Raw genomic sequence first — 17,385 nt, forward strand, 5'->3', positions numbered from 1 at the left:
CCGTCAACCCCGGGACACGCCATGCAACCCTCCCTTCATGCCCGAAAGCACATCAGGGCGCACCTTCTGGAGCGCCTGGCCGGCCGTGCGAACGACGACCAGGCGGCGATCCGAAGCACCGCGCTGAACCTCTTTTTCGAGACCAGCTTCGAATTCGAATCCCTGCGCGATCTCAAGTCGCTGTGCGTGCTCGTGCCCGATGTGTGCCTGGACACTCCCGCCTCCCTGTACATGCGTGGCCCAAAGGGCACGTTACGGCTGCGCCGGACCACCAGTACGCAAAAACCCAGACTCATCACCTTTCCCGAGCCCTCCTGCCCGAACCAGACCGTCGGCATACGCCTTGAAGGCCTGACCTCGATTCCCATATGCGAAACCGGAACCGAGCCCAAACTGCTTGGCATGCTCTGTCTGCACAAGGACTTGAGTCCGGAGGAAGAAGCTTTCTATCTCGAATACGTGCGCGCCCTAGCCCATCTCATGGCCGTGAAGCAGGTCGCCATCAGCAGCCGCCAGCGCCTGACCTTCATCTACAATCTGGTACGTGACATCGGGCACAACGTCATTGTGCCCAACATGCATTTCAAGCTGCTCTTCCTGCAGATGGAGAAACAGCTTGAGCGCCTCGGCCGCAAGGTGGACGCCCTCTCTCCGGTCCGCTCAAGCTCCCCGGACCGGGAAATCAGGCGCGAGCTTCCGGGCATGATCAAGGACTTGCAGACAAGGCAGAAATGCATCTCCAGGCGCTTTCAGCAATCGAGTCTCTTTCTGGAGAGCCTGCTTCGCCACGGACATTTTGAAAAAGGGCGTTACGACCTGCAGCCGCGCCCCTGCAAATTCAAGAGCCAGATCTTCGAGCCGCAGCTCGATCGCTTCCTGCCCCTGCTCAATGCCCAGGGCATCACCATTCGCATCGCCCCGGACGTACGCATCGATGAAGACATCACGCTGGAGGCGGATATCGGGCTTCTCGCGCAGGTTTTTGCCAACCTGCTCTCCAATGCGGTCAAATATACGGAATCCATGCCGGGAGAATCCGGCCGGGAAGAGAAACTGGTCCTTTACGGGTGGGAAAGCAAACCGCAGGCTTTTGGCCCGGGGCAGCCGGGCATCGAGCTTTACATCCGCACCACTGGACACGAGATACCAAGCCCGGATCGGATGAAACTTTTCAATGCGGATTTTCGATGCAGCGCCACGGAGAACGTCGAGGGCTCAGGCCACGGCCTTTACTTCGTCAAACAGATCGTCGAGCTGCACAATGGCCGGGCCGAATATTCCTACGCCGCGCCGATGAACACCTTTCACATCACCCTGCCCTGCCGTGACAATTCCCTAACATCGACGGAGCCCGGATCATGCCCCAGTCCATCCTGATCGTCGAAGACGACGAGCACCTCCGGACCTCCCTCGCCGCAAATCTCGAAGATGCGGGCTTCAGGATCCATGAGGCCACCGACGCACGCAAGGCCATGCATCTCTTCATGCACCTGGCTCCGGACCTGGTGCTTCTCGACCTTGGCATTTCCGACGACGAAGGAATGGGCCTGCTCGGCGACATGAAGATATCCCGTCCGTCCACTCCCGTGATCATCGTCTCGGGACGCACGCACATAAGTCACGCCATCGACGCCTTCAAAGCGGGAGCCTTCGATTATGTGACCAAACCCATCCTCAGCATGGACATCTTCATCAACGGCCTGCGCAACTGCCTGGCCCAATCGGGCATGCAGCGACGCATCCACGACACCCAGGAACACCTGATCCGGCTGATCGGAAAGCTCCCCGTCATCATTTTCATCATCAACCGCAACCTGGAATTCGAATTTCTGAACCATGCCACGACACAGATCCTCGGATATTTGCCGCAGGAGATTCTCAAGTCGCCCAGATCGTTCCTGAGGCGCATCGTGCGGGAAGACCGCAGACGGTTTCTGATCGCCTTGAAAAAAAGCCTGCAACCGGAAACTGCCGAATTCAGTCTTGAATTTCGTTTTCTGCACAAGAAGGGATATCCCGTCTCCCTCCTGCTCCAGTCCATTGCCTCGCCCCTGCCGCCCGGCGGCACCCCGGACAGGATCGAGGGCATGATCATGGACATGACCCGCAACTCCTATCTGGACAAGCTTCTGCGGCAGAACGAGAAGCTCAGCATGCTGCGCACCATGACCGAAGAGGTGGCGCACGAAATACGCAATCCCCTGGTCGCCCTTGGCGGCTTCGCCCGACAACTGCGCCTGCGCTACCCGGAAGCCGTCGAAACCAGGGTCATCCTGGAAGAATGCAACCGGCTCGAACGCCTGCTCCAGCGTATCACCGCCTATCTCGAACCCATCGACGTCACGCTGACCCCCTGCCAGCTGGCCCCCACGGTGAACTTCATCATGAGTCTGGTCTCCAGTCGTCTGGAGCACAAATCAGTCAGCTTCGACATCGAGCTCACGGATGACCTCCCTCCGGTCCTTGCCGATCAGGAATTCCTGCACCGCATCTTCATCTATCTCATCGGACATGGCGCCGACATCGTCGAACAATCCGGCTCGATGCGCATCAGGGCTTCGCAAGCCAACGAACTGGTCGTGACCGACCTGATCATGGACCCGGTGCGCACTCCGGCGACAGGGCAAGAGCGTCTCATCATGCCCTTCGAGGACGACGAGATGAACCTGGCCATGTGTCTGCTGCTGGTCGAACGCATTGGCGGGCACCTGCAGATTGAACAAAAGGATTCCATGGCGCGGCTGACAATGTCCGTGCCCAAGGCCCCCGCCCGCGAGGATTAAAATCCGCGGTCACCGGATGAAAAGGACGACATCAATAGCTGATTTCAAAAATTTCCTCTTTGCGACCACGACATTATGGACGAATAACGGCACATGTTCTATGCTGTTCCTTCACCCGCGCACATTCCCCGCGCTTTCGGGAATGCTATCATGAACCTGATCCACACAAGGAGCCTCCATGGCCCAGGATATTAGCTGCGTCAGTGTCGACGACCCCAAACTCTCCGCGCTTTTTCGTCCCTTTGCCCTGAAGATGGAGCAGCAAGGCCTGCCCGCCATCGTCATCAATACCTTCAAGTGTTACTTTAACCAATTTCTTTACGGTGCCCAGGGCAAGCTCTCCGACCGGGATATCGTGGCCGTGCATGACGATGAACTTGCGGAATATGATGCCATGGAGCAATTCAAGGCCAAGGGCGAAGAGGCGCTGGACAAGACCGCCGTCATAAAACTCAACGGCGGCCTGGGTACGAGCATGGGCCTGGAATCGGCCAAGTCGCTCATTCCGGTCAAGGAGGGGCTCAGCTTTCTGGACCTCATCCTGTTGCAGGCCAAGACGGTCCGCACCCACTACGGGGTGGACTTTCCGCAAGTGTTCATGAACAGCTTCAAAACCCACATGGACACCATGCTCAAGGTCGGCGATTTCAACAACGGCACCACCGGCATCGACCTTGCCTTCCTGCAGCATCGTTACCCCAAGATCATGGCCAAGGACCACACCCCGGCATCCTGGCCCCAGAATCCCGAACTGGAATGGAATCCTCCCGGGCACGGCGACATCTACACCGCCATGATCACCTCGGGCATCCTCGACGCCCTGCTGGACAAAGGCTACATTTACGCCGTCATCTCCAACTCAGACAATCTCGGGGCCATCATGAACCGTCGGCTGCTCGGCTACATGGTCCACCACAACCTGCCTTTTCTCATGGAAGTCGCGCGACGCACGGATCAGGACAAGAAAGGCGGGCATCTCTGCCGCCTGAAAAAGAACAGGCAGCTCGCCCTGCGCGAAGTGGCACAGTGCCCCGACACCGAGATGGACTCGTTCTGCGACATCGAAAAATACAAATTCTTCAACACCAACTCCATCTGGATAGACCTGCGCATCCTGCAGTCCGTTTTCGTCTCGCACCGGATGATGCCCCTTGACCTGATCATAAATCCCAAAAGCCTGGATCCACGGGACCCGTCCTCCCCCAAGGTCTTTCAACTTGAGACGGCCATGGGTTCGGCCATCACCAATTTCCTCAATGCCCAGGCCGTCATCGTGCCCAGAAAACGCTTTGCGCCGGTCAAGACAACCAACGACCTGCTCCTGGTCATGTCCGACTGCTTCGTGCGCACGGAACGCGAAACCATCATCCCCAACCCGGACCGCGTCACTTCCATGCCGTCCATTTCCCTGGACTCGCGGCATTACAAGAAAATCGACGCGTTCCTGGCCCGCTTTCCCAAGAATCCGCCGTCCCTGCTCAATTGCGACAGCCTTGTCGTCGAAGGGGATGTGCTCTTCGAGCAGGATGTGCAGTGCATAGGTGATGTCCGCCTCGTCAACCCAGGGCCGAATCAGGTCGTGGTCAAGGCCGGCAGCGTGCTCCAGGGAGAAACCCTTTTTGCGTGACGCAGGCTTGAGTTTCCCTGGCCGTGTCCTGCCGCTACTGGCGGCCCTGGTATGCTTGCTGCTTCTTGCCCTGTGTCCGGCAAGCGCCATGGCCGCCAAACAGGTATTCATCCTCAATTCCTACCACCCTGACTACAAATGGTCCGCGGACATCATGCACGGGCTGGAAGCGACCTTGCATCAATATGATCCGGAAGTGCTCATCCACGTCGAACACATGGACACCAAGCGCAACCTCGATCCCGAATATCTCGCCAACCTTCCTAACTTCATGGAGCTCAAATACGCCTTCCTGCGTCCCGATCTGGTCATCACGGTGGACGAAAGCGCCTTCTTTTTCATTCTTGAACACGGTGCGCGCATCTTCCCGGACACTCCCGTGGTCTTTTGCGGCGTGAACACCAACCCCCTGCCGCCGCTGCCCCGGAACATGACCGGCGTGCGCGAATACGCGGACCTGAACACGAACGTGAAGCTCATGCGCAGGCTACAGCCGCAAATGCGCAAGCTGATGGTCATCTCGGACAAGACCGCCACGGGCGTTGCTGCCGTGGCCGAACTGCACAAGGTCGTCCCCCCGGACCTGCCTCTGCAGGTGCTTGAGGATGCCCCCCTGCCGGAGCTGATGGAGCAGGTCAAAGGGATCGGCCCGGAGACGGGACTTCTCTTTCTGCTCTATTTCCAGGACCGCGATGGCCGGGTCCACGGCGCGACGGAAGCCATCTCGGCCATTTCCCAGGCCAGCCCGGTGCCGGTTTACGGGGTCTGGAATTTTCTCATGGGCCACGGACTTTTCGGAGGCTACCTGACCAACGGATATGAACAGGGCCGGATCGCGGGCAACATGGCCGGGCGAATCCTGGGTGGCGCGCGCCCAGTCGACCTGCCCGTGACCTATGATGACGGAATCCAGCTGGAAGTGGACATGCGCCAGATGGAGCGCTTCGGAATCACTCCCGACCGATTGCCGCCGGAGACGAAATTCCTTCACCCCAAAAGGGGAACCGAGCATGAAATCCTGATCCTTCATTCGTACCACAAGGGTTTCAAGTGGACCGACGACATTGAATCCGGAATCAGGGAAAGCCTGGGAGCGGACGCCGCGAACGTGGAAATGCATGTCGAATACATGGACACCAAGCGCCATCCCGAGCCTGAATTCACGTATCTGAACTACATCCTTATGCGTGAAAAGTATCGCTCGGCCAAATTTTCCGCAGTGCTGACCTCCGACGACAACGCCTTCAACTTTGCCCGCCAGTACCGGCAGACCCTGTTCAACAACGCGCCCATCATCTTTTGCGGCGTGAACTATCTCACCGATCAACAATCCCTGTCCGCTCAGGGAATAACCGGAGTGCTCGAATCCTACGACATCGTCAGCACGGTGCAGGCCGCCTCCCGCCTCCTGCCCAGGGCCAAAAAACTTTTCGTCATCAACGACGCCACCCCGACGGGCCTTGGCAACCACAACCGCTTCGAGGAGGTTCGCCACCTGCTGCCCGCCTCCCTTGACATCGAACTCCTTGAAAACATTTCCATGACCCGTCTGCTCGAACGTCTGCCAACGCTGCCGCCGGACAGCTTCATCCTGCTCATGAGCTTCAACCAGGACCGCGACGGGAACACCTTCTCCTACGAGGAGAGCTGCAAGAAAATCGTGAGCGCAAGCCCCGTGCCGGTCTTTTCCTTCTGGGACTTCTATCTGGGAGCCGGGTCCATCGGAGGGATGGTCACCAGCGGCCGTCACCAGGGACTGGCCGCCGGAAATCTGCTCCGAAACGTCCTGCGCGGACAAAAAGCCGGCAATCTGCCGATCATCACCATAAGTCCCAACGCGTTCATCTTCGACGCCAAGGCCATGAAAAGGCAAGGAATGGACTTTGGACTACTCCCCAGCGGCGCAACGATCATCAACGATGAATCGGACGCATCCCGGCATACCCGCGCCCTGTGGACGATCACGGCCCTGATTCTGATCATCGCCATGCTGCTTGGCATTCTTGTCGTCTTTTACCGCTATCAGCAGCGCAAACGCCGGGCCCTGGAGCGCTCCGTGCGCATCGACCCCCTGACGGGAGCGAGCACCAGAAGCGCCTTTGAATCGGAAATGCCGCAAAAAATCAAAGCAGCCGTGGAAAAAAACGAAAGGTTCATGTTCTGCTATGTGGACGTGGACAAGCTCAAGCAGGTCAACGACACTTACGGACATCTTCACGGCGACACCTACCTGAAGGAAGTCGTGTCCATCATTCGCGCCTGCGTCCGCGCCAGTGACGAAATCTACCGCATCGGCGGCGACGAGTTCGTGCTCATCTTTCCCGGATGCGGCCCGGACGAGGTTCAACGGGTCTGGAACAAGGTCCTCATACTCATCGACGCCGCAAACAACTCCGGCAGGATTCCCTACACCATGGGAGTCACCCACGGCTGCACGGCCTTCAACCCCCAGGAACCTCAGGATCTGGCAACCCTGCTCAAGAAGGCCGACCAATCCATGTACACGCGCAAAAACATCCACACGTCCTGACCCCGATTTCTGTTCTGTCCTCCCCCTCCTCCATTCCCCTTGCTCAGGGCTCCCGATCCGGAGCCCTGAGCATTTTATCGAGACGCAAAACCATACATCACTGCAAGAAACCGTCATCCCCTTGAAGAAGGGGATCCATCCCTTTTTTAACTACCTGAAAAGAATGGATCTCGCGCTATTGCCCGAGATGGCCCAACTTCGCGGCAATGACCAGCAGGTTCTTTCCTGACTTTTCACAGCACAGCCATTTCATACAAGACCAGTCCGAATACTCCGTAATGAAAAGCATTTTTCCCTGTGAAATAATGCACGCCGGAATTGTCATACAATCTGTTGCGCAAATCATTTTAATGATGATAATGTATGACAAATTCTAGACAATTTATCCGGAGGCAGCACGATGAGCATGCGTTTGGGAATCCGAAACAGGTTGCTTTTGTTGGTTGGCGTGATGCTCGTCTTCATCGGCGCGGTGGTCTCTTTTTTCGTATACCAGGCCGCGAACTCCAAATCACAAATGATAGATCGAGTGGGCATCATCATGACCGATGAGGCCAAGGACAAGATCAAGGTGCTGACCCTGGCGTTAACGAAATCCGTCGAGGCCGGCATCAGGGACGTGACCGATGAGGATGAAAGAATTGGCGTAATCAGAAATCTTGTAACCGACATTCGCTTTGAAGAGGATCAATCGGGATACATTTTCGTCTATCAGGGCACCATCAACAGAATCATGCCGCCAAACCCGGCCCTTGAAGGCACCGACCTCAAAGATCTCAAGGATCCCAACGGACTGTATCTCATTCGCGAACTGAGCGAGGCGGCCGAAAAAGGCGGCGGGTTCGTCGAATACATTTTCGACAAACCGGGCAAGGGCAACCAGCCCAAGATCAGTTATTCCACCCTGATCCCCGGCACCGACCTCTGGATCGGAACGGGCATCTACATCGACAACATCGCCGAAGCCCAGGCGAAAGTCGCGGCCGACCTGGAAAGCGCGGCCGCAAGGTCCCTGACCATCGCCATGTCCTTCATCGGTGCCGGATTCGCCTTTCTGGTCCTGCCCCTGACCATCTTCCTCATCCGCTCCATCATCACCCCGCTGAAGCGCATGATCGGCATGCTTAAAGACATCGCCCAGGGCGAAGGCGATCTGACCGCCCGCCTCAAGGACACCTCCGGCACGGAAACCCAGGAACTGGCCGAATGGTTCAACAAGTTCGTTGAGCAGGTGCATGGCATCATCCGCGAAGTGGCCGGCAACTCAGCGCAGGTCAATCAGGCCTCGACGGGACTCCTTGGCCTGGCCACCGACCTGCGCGGCGCATCCAGCGACATGACCGCCAAATCAACCAACGTGGCCGCCGCTACCGAAGAGATGAGCTCCAACATGAACTCCGTGGCCTCGGCCATGGAAGAGTTCTCCATCAACATCGGGACAGTGGCCACCGCCTCCGAGGAAATGACCGCGACCATCGCCGAAATCTCCCAGAACGCGAGCAAGGCCAAGGACATCACCGGTCACGCCGTCGGCAAGGCCACGGAAGCCTCGCGCCGGGTGGACGAGCTTGGCCATGCCGCGCGGGAAATCGACAAGGTCACCGAGACCATCACGGCCATTTCCTCCCAGACCAACCTTCTGGCTTTGAACGCCACCATCGAGGCGGCCCGGGCCGGAGAAGCAGGACGCGGTTTTGCCGTCGTCGCCAACGAGATCAAGGAACTGGCCATGCAGACCGCCCGCGCCACGGAGGAAATCCGGGGCAAGATCCAGGGCATCCAGAGCGCGACCGGGGTCACGGTTTCTGAAATCCAGCAGGTCAGCCAGGTCATCAACGAAGTGGACTCCATCGTCGGCACCATCGCGGCCGCAGTCGAGGAACAGTCCGTCACGACCCGCGACATCGCGGACAACGTCGGCCAGGCATCGCAGGGTGTGCAGGAAGTGAACGAGAACGTGTCCCAGGCCGAATCAGTGACCCGCGACATCGCCAAGGAAGTGGCTTCCGTGAACGAAGCCTCCGGCGACATCGCCCAGTCGGCCGAGGCGGTGCAAGCCAGCTCCGAAAGCCTGAGCGGACTGGCCCGCGACCTCAACGCCATGGTTGGCAAGTTCAGGATCTGAGCTTGGCAGAGCAGCCTCGAATCAAGCCCGGCTCGAAAAGCCGGGCTTTTTCTTTGGAATGAAGGCGGAGCAGGTTTCGTTTACGTCACGAAGCGGGTGCGGGTTGGTCCGGTCAGGTCGCTTCGACTGTCTGACCGAGCCAAGCATCGTTGGCAGAATCGTTGCCGTTCATCTTGCTCCGCTTTTTCGCCCTGCACGCAACGATTGCGCCGTACGAGGCCCGCGAGGGAGTTTCGAAGCGGCCTGACCGGACCAGCCCGTGCTCGCGCCCACCACAGTACTTCAAGGCGTTCTCATTGCGATATGATGGTGCGCGTAGCTCGATTGGAGGCATCAAAATGCAGAGACGCCTGGAGTCGGAAGGCCGTCGCGGAGGCGCAGAGAAAAATCAGGATCATCGCCAAAGGCCCGGGCACGCGCATTGATGTGGCTGATCCGCTTGAGTTCAGTGAAGGGCAGCCGGGTGTCGAGCATGCCACGCTCATAAGCCATCTCGTCCACGAAGCCGTTGACCAGCATGCGCCAGTCGATGCGGGCGTCGCTGGTGTATGGGCGGGCGTGACCGCGGATGTTGGTCGTACAGTTGCTTATAAGGGCGTTGTACCACTGCGGACGCGCATAAAGCTCGTTGATCTGACGCAGGTACTGCAGGAAAACCGGCCCCGCCACGTCCGGATTGAAAGCCAGCCGATACAGATACACGTCCTCATTGCGAAAATTTGTGCGCAGGCGGACCAGATCGCGCTCGTCGGCCAGCACACAAATCAGTTCGTACTGTCGAAAGAATCCGCGCAACGCGGAATATTCTTCGTCAACGGTCTTGCGGGTTTCGATGGAGACGCAAACGAAGTCGTCATCGCCGAATTGAAAGCTGAGCATGGTATGGGCAATGAGCGGCGAACCCCAGTAAACCAGAAACAGGTCCACAGCCTTGAGCTGTGAGAGGCGCACGGTCTTGTCGTAATGATTGACGGTGTACTGGGTTTCGGAAGTGTATTCGCAATTGCGGATATTGCGCAGAGTGATCAGGTCACCATTGATTTTGGCACGCGGCAGGATGGCGACATCGGGTTGCCAGTCTCTGGTATTCGACGGTTCCAGGGCAAACCACCAGACCAGAATCAGGAAAAACGCAGGACCGAACACGGCCAGCCGCATCCGCCACCCGCGCAACATGAGTGCTCCCAGCAGCAGCGCCCCTGCCGCCACTGCGGCCGGAACGCGCCAGAACTGCGGCAGATCGCCATAATAAACGGCCGGCACAGTCCACAGGACAGCCCCCAGCAGCACGACATAGAGCAGCGCCTGAGCGCCAATGCGGACAAGTTTTCGCATGAATATCACTTTAGTTTCAGCGCGCACATTTTAAGCAGCGGCCTGCATGTTGACCAGACCCGAGGGAAATGCCCTGTCAGGACAGTGCTCGCCCATCGGGGTCAGCCGACAAGCGGGGAAAGCAGCACGCCCTTGGCCAGCAGTTCCTCGAACTCCTGCGCGGGAACGGGTCGGCTGGCAAGATAGCCTTGCAGCACGATGGGTCCCATGGAAGCCAGCAGGCTTCGTTGGGCCTGGGTTTCCACGCCCTCGGCGACCAGGCGCAGATTGAGGGTCCGGGCCATGGATACGATGGCGGCGACAATGGCCCGACTGTCGGGATCGTCGGTGATGTCCTTCACGAAGGAACGATCGATCTTGAGCCCGTCAATGGGCAGGCGCTTCAGGTAGGAAAGGGAGGAATAGCCGGTCCCGAAGTCGTCGAGGAAAAAGGTTCCCCCTGCTTCGCGCAGATTGAGCAACGTCGTCTCGGCCTTGCTCACGTCGCCCATGAGCATGGACTCGGTAATCTCGAAATACAATTTTCCCGGACGCAGCTCCGTGTGCAGCAGCACCTCGCGCAGGGTCAGGGCCAGATCCGTTCCGGAAAATTGCCGCGAGGATATGTTCACGGACATGGTCAGGTCATGCCCTGCGTCCTGCCAGAGCTTGGCCTGACGCGCGGCCGTGCGCAGCACCCAGTCGCCAAGCGGCAGGATGAGCCCGGAATCCTCGGCCAGGGGAATGAACTCCGCGGGAGAAATGAGCTTGCCGTCGCTACGCCAGCGGATGAGCGCCTCGGCCCCGAGTATTTCCCCGCTCTGGATATGCACCAGCGGCTGGTAGAAAAGCTCGAACTCCTGGGCCTCGATGGCCTTGCGCAGCTTGTATTCCATGGAAATGCGCCGATGCGCGGCCACGTCCATCTCCGGGGTGAAATACTGGTAATTGTTGCGTCCCAGGTTTTTGGCCCGGTACATGGCCATGTCCGCATTCTTGATCAGCTTCGATCCCTCGGAGCCGTCGTCGGGTGCGATGGTCACGCCGATGCTGGCCGTGACGAAATACTCGACATCCCCGTGATGAAACGGAGCTTTCAAGGCTTCGAGCATCCGGGTCGCGATGTGGCTGGCGGCATCGACGGATTCGATCTCCGGCAACAGGACCAGAAATTCATCCCCACCCAGTCGGGCCAGGGTGTCCCCGCTGCGCAGGAGTTTTTCCATGCGGCGGGAGAGTTCCACCAGCAGCGCATCGCCGACACCGTGTCCCAATCCGTCGTTGATGGTCTTGAAGTTGTCGAGATCAAAAAAGAGCAGCGCGAGCTTGCCCTCGCTGCGTTCAAGTTGCGCCAGCGCCATGCGCAGCCGGTCGCCGAGCAGGATGCGGTTGGGCAGACCGGTCAGGGCATCGTGCTGGGCCTGATATTCCAGGGCGTCCTGCTGCCGCTTGAGCTCGGTTATGTCGTGAAAAATGGAAACATAGTTGGTAATCTCTCCCGCATCGTTCTTGATCGCGCTGATGGTCAGCCACTCGGGATAGGATTCGCCGTTTTTGCGACGGTTCCAGATTTCACCGGCCCAGTGCCCATCCGCCACGAGCTTGGCCCACATATCCTGATAGAAATGCTGCGGATGCCGATCGGACTTGAGTATGCGCGGGTTACCGCCCACGGCCTCTTGCGGGGTGTATCCGGTGATGATGCTGAAGCCCGGATTGACCTGTTCGATGGTCCCATGGACGTCGGTGACCACGATCCCCTCGACGGTATTCTCGAAAACCTTGGCGGCCAGCATGAGCTTCTCCTCGGCCTTCTTGCGCATGCTGATGTCGCGGACCACCGCCAGATAGAACTCCGGATGATCAGCCTTGCCCCACAGGGGAGAAATGGTCGCCAGCCCCCAAAAAAAGGTTCCATCCTTGCGCACATAGCGCTTTTCCAGAGTGATCTCCTTGTGCGTCTTCGCGACCAGACTCTGCATGGCATCCTGCGAAACCTGCCAATCATCGGGGTGCACAAGATCATGCGGAGTAAGCTGGCCAAGCTCCGTGGCGGAATAGCCCGTAAGGTCGGAAAATTTCTGGTTCACCTTGATGAACCGGTGCGAAACGCCCTCGAACTGGGCCACGCCTACGCTGGCCATCTCGAAAAAAGCCCTGAAACTGCGCTCGCTGGCGGACAAGGCGGCGGTACGCTCGTGAACCTGCCTGCTGAGCCGCGCATTGAAAAAGAAAAGCATGGCCGTGATCCCGGTTCCGACAAAAAGGAAAATGCCCAGAACGATCAAAGTCATGCGGATGGCCTGCTGCTTGCGGGCCTGCAGATTCTCCTTGAATTCCGGATAGAGAAATCCGGACAGGTCGTAATCCGGGCTCATCATCCCCAGTTTGACATAAAGGTCTGCGATGTGCCGCCAACGCTCGGGATTCATGTGGCCGATCTCGACAAAATCCGGACGGATCAGCCTGCGCATGGTCTTGGCTTCGAAAAGAAGATGCTCCATTGAAAGCTCGGAGGAGTATCGAGCGCGAATGAGCTGGGCCAGCTCCTCCGGATTCTCCATGGCATATCGCCAGCCGCGCTGCACCGCGCGCAGAAAGGCCTCGACCCGCTCAGGATGTTTTTCCACCTGCTCTTCGGTCGAGACCAAACAGTCGCCGTAGAAATCCACTCCGTAATTGATGGGCCTGATGTACGCGGCGGGAACACCGCGCTCCTGCATGTGGTAGGGCTCACTGGTCAGGTAGGCGCTCATGGCGTCGACCCGTCCGGCCACAAGATCCTCGATATCCCATGAATGCGGAACCAGGGTGACGCTCTCCAGCGCAACCCCCTCGCTGACGAGCATGGCCAGACATTCCGGATCCGTTGCGGAGGTCATCATGATGCGCTTGCCGCGCAGGTCATGAGGAGAATCCAGGCGTGAATCCTTGAGCGTCATCATCACGCTTGGCGAATGCTGGAAAATGGCGGCCAGAGCGACCAGGGGGCTGCCTTCCTGGCGTTTGATGAGAATCGCCGGAGAATCCACGGCAAACTCGGCCTCCCCGGAGACCAGTCTGGCGGCCGGGTCGATACCCGGAGCCCCCTCCAGCAGCTCCACCTGCAGGCCTTCGTCCTCGAAAAACCCTTGGGACACGGCCGCGTAGTATCCGGCAAACTGAAATTGATGTCGCCATTTGAGCTGCAGCCGAACGTTCTGGGGTGAATTGGAGGCAGCGAAAACACTGTCGCAAGGCGCAAGAAAAAGACCGGCCAGAGTCAAAAAGGCAAGAATAGCCGACAAAAGGGAAAAAGGCCCCATTACGGTCCTTGGGATAAGACAAACTGAGCAGAAATATGTACGCATAAGGCAAAACTTAACATTCCGACACAACGGGTCAAGAACAAACACGCGCCCCTTCCCGGCCGGGCGGGGAAACAATTTCCTGATGACCGCCGCAAACTTCCCGTGTAGGCGAGGCCAGACGCTTTTCACCAAGGACTGGACTGATGACCAACAACGACATTCTGCGCCGATTGCGCTATGCATTGAACCTGGACAACGCCGGCGTCATCCGGCTCTTTACCCTGGGCGGGCACGGACTGAGCCAGGAAGATCTCGATCTCCTGCTCAAGAAGGACGACGAACCGGGCTTCGTGGACTGCCCGGACGTGCTGCTGAGCGCGTTTCTGGACGGACTGATCACCTCCAGACGCGGCGCCCGGGAACTGGCCCCCGAAACGGCCGAGACGCTGAACAACAACCTGATCCTGCGCAAGATCCGCATCGCGCTCGAACTCAAGGACTCGGACATGATCCGCATCCTGGACGCAGGCGGCATGGAAATCTCGAAATCCGAACTTTCCGCCCTCTTCCGCAAACAGGGGCATCGCAATTTCGTGTACTGCCGGGATCAGCTTTTAAGAAAATTTTTGAGCGGGCTTGCGAAAATCTCGCGGGAGGAACTTTCATGATTGAATTCGGCAAAACCGCGACCCTCAAGGTCATGAAAATGGTCACGGGCGGAGCCTATCTCGACGGCGAAAACCTGGGCGAGGTCTTCGTGCCCAAGCGCGAGCTTCCGGCGGGCACGGCCGTTGGCGACAGCTTGAGCGTCTTTTTGTACCGGGACTCCGAGACCGTGCTCACGGGCAGCGTAAGCAAGCCCAAGGCCGAAGTCGGCCAGTGCGCCTTCATGAAGGTCGTGGCCGTGACCAAGTCCGGAGTCTTCGTGGACTGGGGCCTGCCCAAGGACCTCTTTGTCCCGTCAAGCGAGCAGTACAAGGCGCTGGAGGAAGGCCGCTCCTACGTCATCCTCGTGTACATCGACGAACGCACCGGCCGTCTGGCGGGCACGGCCAAGCTCCACTCCTACCTGAGCGAAGAGGGGGAAGGATTCAAACCGGGTCAGGAAGTTGATCTGCTTATCAGCGGTTTTTCGGAACTCGGTTTCAAGGCCGTGATCAACAACACGCATCTCGGACTGGTCTTTCGCGACGACGCACCCGGCGAGTTGCGCTATGGCCAGCGCATGAAGGGCTTCATCAAGGCCATCCGCCCGGACGGCAAGATCGACCTGTCCCTGCTGCCTCCCGGCAGGTCCGGCCTGGACATGCTGGCCGACCGCATTCTGGCCCATCTGGCGGCATGCGGAGGAAGCACCGACCTGACGGACAAAAGTCCGGCAGAATATATCGCCGCCGCCTTCGGGGCCAGCAAGTCCAACTACAAAAAAGCCCTGGGCCGCCTCTACAAGCAAAAGAAAATCAGCATCGAGCCGGACCGGATCGTGCTGCTCTGAACCTTCAGCTAACGGCGCAGGACCACAGGGATCAACGCAAAAGAGCCGCAGGAATTTTCCTGCGGCTCTTTTGCGTTTCATGAAGCGGGAATGGCGCCGGCCCGCTAGCCTCGGCGATCCACCAGATCCTGCAGCGGCTTGGGCAAAATTCCTCTCAATTTCAGGGAAATGGATTTTTCGTGGCGCTGCCAGATGATGCCAAGCCAGATCACGCCAAGCCCAATGACGGTCAGCACGAAAGGAAAGAGCAGGCTGTCCTTGAAAACGTTCCAGGACAGGTAGCCCAGATAGCCCGCAGCGCCCAGGCCACCGAAAACGGCGAAAACCCTGCGTCGTAGCGCCGCGCCGCAGAAGATGAGCAGCATGTTGACGCAGAAATAGAGAAACTTGTTCAGCTCGCTGTCGGAGCGCATCAGCGAAAGCCCGCCCCAGAACGCAGTGACCCCGAAAATGTAGAGCCAGAAGGCATAGTCTTTTTCACCCCTGGTGCGGATGTCGATCCACAGGGCAACAAGGGTGATGGCCACGCCGGACCAGAGCGAGACGAGCTTGCGCAGTTCCCAGGAGACGTCGGCCTGGCCGAAGATGAAAGGCGTCAGGTCCATGCTCATGTACCACAGCGTCGCGGCCACGGGCATGACCAGAAACGGCAACCGGTAGCGCCAGAGCAGGATCGCCCCTGCGGCCAGGGTGCCCAGCTCCATGAAGATCCAACGCCAGTCGATATAGACATGGTAGTCGCGGTAAACCCGTCCGTCGGCCCACCAGCCCATGGCCTCCTGGAATCCATAGATCGCCAGCGGAGTCAGGGCCACGACAAAGGTGGCGATGATCCCGGCCGGGATGGGCAAGCGGCGCGTGTGCAGAAAATTTTCGGTGAGCAGAAGCCCGGCCACGGCGTAGGCCACGGCAATGCCAAGCAGCCCCCACCCCCCGAACGACTCCCAGCCCAGGGTCATGAACAGGCTCATGGCGCCGATGGCCATGAGGCCGCCCAGATAATAAAGGATATGGGTGAAGCGAAAACCCGGCGTGTCCACGGCCGAGGCCTCCAGAAACTCCCACAACAGCCCCGCCTGTCCGGCATCGAGTATGCCCTTTTCCACCGCCTGTCGCAGCCTGTTTCTGCTGACGTCCATGCATCCTCCGGATTTCGTGACATGTCCGGACCATGGTCCGGAATGCACATTCCTTATGCCCGGTCGCGCCGACAAGGCAACGGACAATCACGATCATGCCGATCACCCATCATCACAGAACTCTCTGTGCCACTTCTCTTTGCTCCCAGAAATCCGATCAATTCATGAAGATTCTGCTGGAGGCAGGCCTCATAAATTTATCATGGAGGCCTGATTCAGATTGATTGGGCAACATAATAAGAATGCCGTTTACACGAAATTCAGGACACCCTCTGTTCAAACAAACTGAGCCACTTCTGTTCGAAGCATGAAAAGATCCTACAGACTTAACATATCTATATAATTACCTATTTCTTCATCTATAACTAAAAAATGGAAATCCCCTGTATTCATTTTTGCGCTATAAAATACTTCAATCATACTAACAGAAATTTTATTGAGACTTTTAAAAGCATAAATGAAATTATGTATTATAATAATTTCATTATTTGATATATCTGTTAAGCAGTCATAAAGTGCATCAAAATTGCATCCATAATAATCTGGAAATTTAAGTTTTTTTTTCAACTCATGGTGCATTTGTTTTTCATTAGTCATATTTTTTCCATCAATAATTATAAAATCCATACTATCTAATCCTTTGAAAAGATTTATAATGGTCTGTAGTTTTGTACATCAAACCGTCGTTTGAAATAATCAACCGTTCAGCTCCACGGTATCCTTGATCATAATTAATATCTACTTCTATCCATGTTCGATCAGGTGCATCAGGAAGAATGCCACTTCTATTTTCATAAATATCTCCACCAATGCTTTTCCCTGGAGCAATTTCGTGAAGATTACCCTTGGAGCTATCCCAACCAAGTGCTTTTGCTTCCTTCTTTGTGATAAAATTATCCGGCAATTTGCCGTGTTGCCCAATAAATTCAGTAACCTCATCAAATCCAGTTTTATGTACAGCTTTTCCTGCTACACGCCATGCATCACCCGCCTCATCCCCAAACTTCCCAACAATCTTCGCACCCAACCCCGCGAGTCCGAATTTTTCGACAGCGCTTACAATCTTGATGGCCACCACATTG

Annotated in this window: 12 protein-coding genes; 7 read left to right on the forward strand and 5 right to left on the reverse strand. The window is 57.4% G+C overall.

What is annotated here, in order from left to right:
• Positions 1 to 21 precede the first annotated feature (21 nt).
• The 5 genes from H4684_RS17525 to H4684_RS17545 all read left to right on the forward strand — a co-directional run bounded on the left by H4684_RS17525 (position 22) and on the right by H4684_RS17545 (position 9,065).
• The gene (locus tag H4684_RS17525) at positions 22 to 1,377 is read left to right on the forward strand and encodes a sensor histidine kinase (RefSeq protein ID WP_192624731.1); all 1,356 of its coding nucleotides are present in this window, start codon (positions 22 to 24) and stop codon (positions 1,375 to 1,377) included.
• A complete protein-coding gene (locus H4684_RS17530) occupies positions 1,359 to 2,783 on the forward strand; it encodes a response regulator (protein ID WP_192624732.1) in 1,425 nt (474 codons plus the stop codon). Before H4684_RS17525 ends, H4684_RS17530 begins: the two co-directional genes overlap by 19 nt.
• Positions 2,784 to 2,961: 178 nt before the next feature.
• Positions 2,962 to 4,410, forward strand: a complete 1,449-nt coding sequence (locus H4684_RS17535) for a UTP--glucose-1-phosphate uridylyltransferase (protein ID WP_192624733.1) — start codon at positions 2,962 to 2,964, stop codon at positions 4,408 to 4,410.
• Positions 4,403 to 6,940: an ABC transporter substrate binding protein gene (locus H4684_RS17540; RefSeq protein ID WP_192624734.1), complete on the forward strand. Its 2,538-nt coding sequence runs from the start codon at positions 4,403 to 4,405 to the stop codon at positions 6,938 to 6,940. Before H4684_RS17535 ends, H4684_RS17540 begins: the two co-directional genes overlap by 8 nt.
• Before the next feature lie 400 nt (positions 6,941 to 7,340).
• Positions 7,341 to 9,065, forward strand: a complete 1,725-nt coding sequence (locus H4684_RS17545) for a methyl-accepting chemotaxis protein (protein ID WP_192624735.1) — start codon at positions 7,341 to 7,343, stop codon at positions 9,063 to 9,065.
• Between the two features lie 333 nt (positions 9,066 to 9,398).
• Here the strand turns inward: H4684_RS17545 and H4684_RS17550 are convergent, their stop codons facing one another.
• Together H4684_RS17550 and H4684_RS21185 are read right to left on the reverse strand one after the other, a co-directional pair.
• The gene (locus H4684_RS17550; RefSeq protein ID WP_192624736.1) at positions 9,399 to 10,400 is read right to left on the reverse strand and encodes an Lnb N-terminal periplasmic domain-containing protein; all 1,002 of its coding nucleotides are present in this window, start codon (positions 10,398 to 10,400) and stop codon (positions 9,399 to 9,401) included.
• A gap of 101 nt (positions 10,401 to 10,501) precedes the next feature.
• Complete coding sequence (locus H4684_RS21185; protein WP_318779657.1) at positions 10,502 to 13,684, reverse strand: EAL domain-containing protein; 3,183 nt, start codon at positions 13,682 to 13,684, stop codon at positions 10,502 to 10,504.
• Between the two features lie 188 nt (positions 13,685 to 13,872).
• On the opposite strand from H4684_RS21185, the gene H4684_RS17560 reads away from it, so the two are divergent.
• Entirely contained in the window at positions 13,873 to 14,337 is a 465-nt protein-coding gene (locus H4684_RS17560) for a YehS family protein (protein WP_092194542.1), read from the forward strand.
• A complete protein-coding gene (locus H4684_RS17565; protein WP_092194544.1) occupies positions 14,334 to 15,164 on the forward strand; it encodes a CvfB family protein in 831 nt (276 codons plus the stop codon). The genes H4684_RS17560 and H4684_RS17565 overlap by 4 nt, the downstream gene beginning before the upstream one ends.
• Positions 15,165 to 15,268: 104 nt before the next feature.
• Here the strand turns inward: H4684_RS17565 and H4684_RS17570 are convergent, their stop codons facing one another.
• The 3 genes from H4684_RS17570 to H4684_RS17580 all read right to left on the reverse strand — a co-directional run.
• Positions 15,269 to 16,303 (reverse strand): DUF2157 domain-containing protein, encoded by a 1,035-nt coding sequence (locus tag H4684_RS17570; protein WP_192624738.1) that lies wholly within the window; start codon positions 16,301 to 16,303, stop codon positions 15,269 to 15,271.
• Between the two features lie 318 nt (positions 16,304 to 16,621).
• Complete coding sequence (locus H4684_RS17575; protein WP_092194548.1) at positions 16,622 to 16,930, reverse strand: barstar family protein; 309 nt, start codon at positions 16,928 to 16,930, stop codon at positions 16,622 to 16,624.
• Between the two features lies 1 nt (position 16,931).
• Positions 16,932 to 17,385: ribonuclease domain-containing protein (locus H4684_RS17580; RefSeq protein WP_225940530.1), on the reverse strand; the 454-nt coding region annotated here is incomplete at its 5' end.

Origin of the sequence: Desulfomicrobium macestii (assembly GCF_014873765.1) — a bacterium.
Lineage (GTDB): Bacteria > Desulfobacterota > Desulfovibrionia > Desulfovibrionales > Desulfomicrobiaceae > Desulfomicrobium > Desulfomicrobium macestii.

Coding starts and splice junctions, on each gene's coding strand:
- H4684_RS17525 (WP_192624731.1), top strand. CDS start 22: ATGCAACCCTCCCTTCATGCCCGAAAGCACATCAGGGCGCACCTTCTG.
- H4684_RS21185 (WP_318779657.1), bottom strand. CDS start 13,684: ATGGGGCCTTTTTCCCTTTTGTCGGCTATTCTTGCCTTTTTGACTCTG.
- H4684_RS17530 (WP_192624732.1), top strand. CDS start 1,359: ATGCCCCAGTCCATCCTGATCGTCGAAGACGACGAGCACCTCCGGACC.
- H4684_RS17575 (WP_092194548.1), bottom strand. CDS start 16,930: ATGGATTTTATAATTATTGATGGAAAAAATATGACTAATGAAAAACAA.
- H4684_RS17550 (WP_192624736.1), bottom strand. CDS start 10,400: ATGCGAAAACTTGTCCGCATTGGCGCTCAGGCGCTGCTCTATGTCGTG.
- H4684_RS17545 (WP_192624735.1), top strand. CDS start 7,341: ATGAGCATGCGTTTGGGAATCCGAAACAGGTTGCTTTTGTTGGTTGGC.
- H4684_RS17535 (WP_192624733.1), top strand. CDS start 2,962: ATGGCCCAGGATATTAGCTGCGTCAGTGTCGACGACCCCAAACTCTCC.
- H4684_RS17565 (WP_092194544.1), top strand. CDS start 14,334: ATGATTGAATTCGGCAAAACCGCGACCCTCAAGGTCATGAAAATGGTC.
- H4684_RS17570 (WP_192624738.1), bottom strand. CDS start 16,303: ATGGACGTCAGCAGAAACAGGCTGCGACAGGCGGTGGAAAAGGGCATA.
- H4684_RS17560 (WP_092194542.1), top strand. CDS start 13,873: ATGACCAACAACGACATTCTGCGCCGATTGCGCTATGCATTGAACCTG.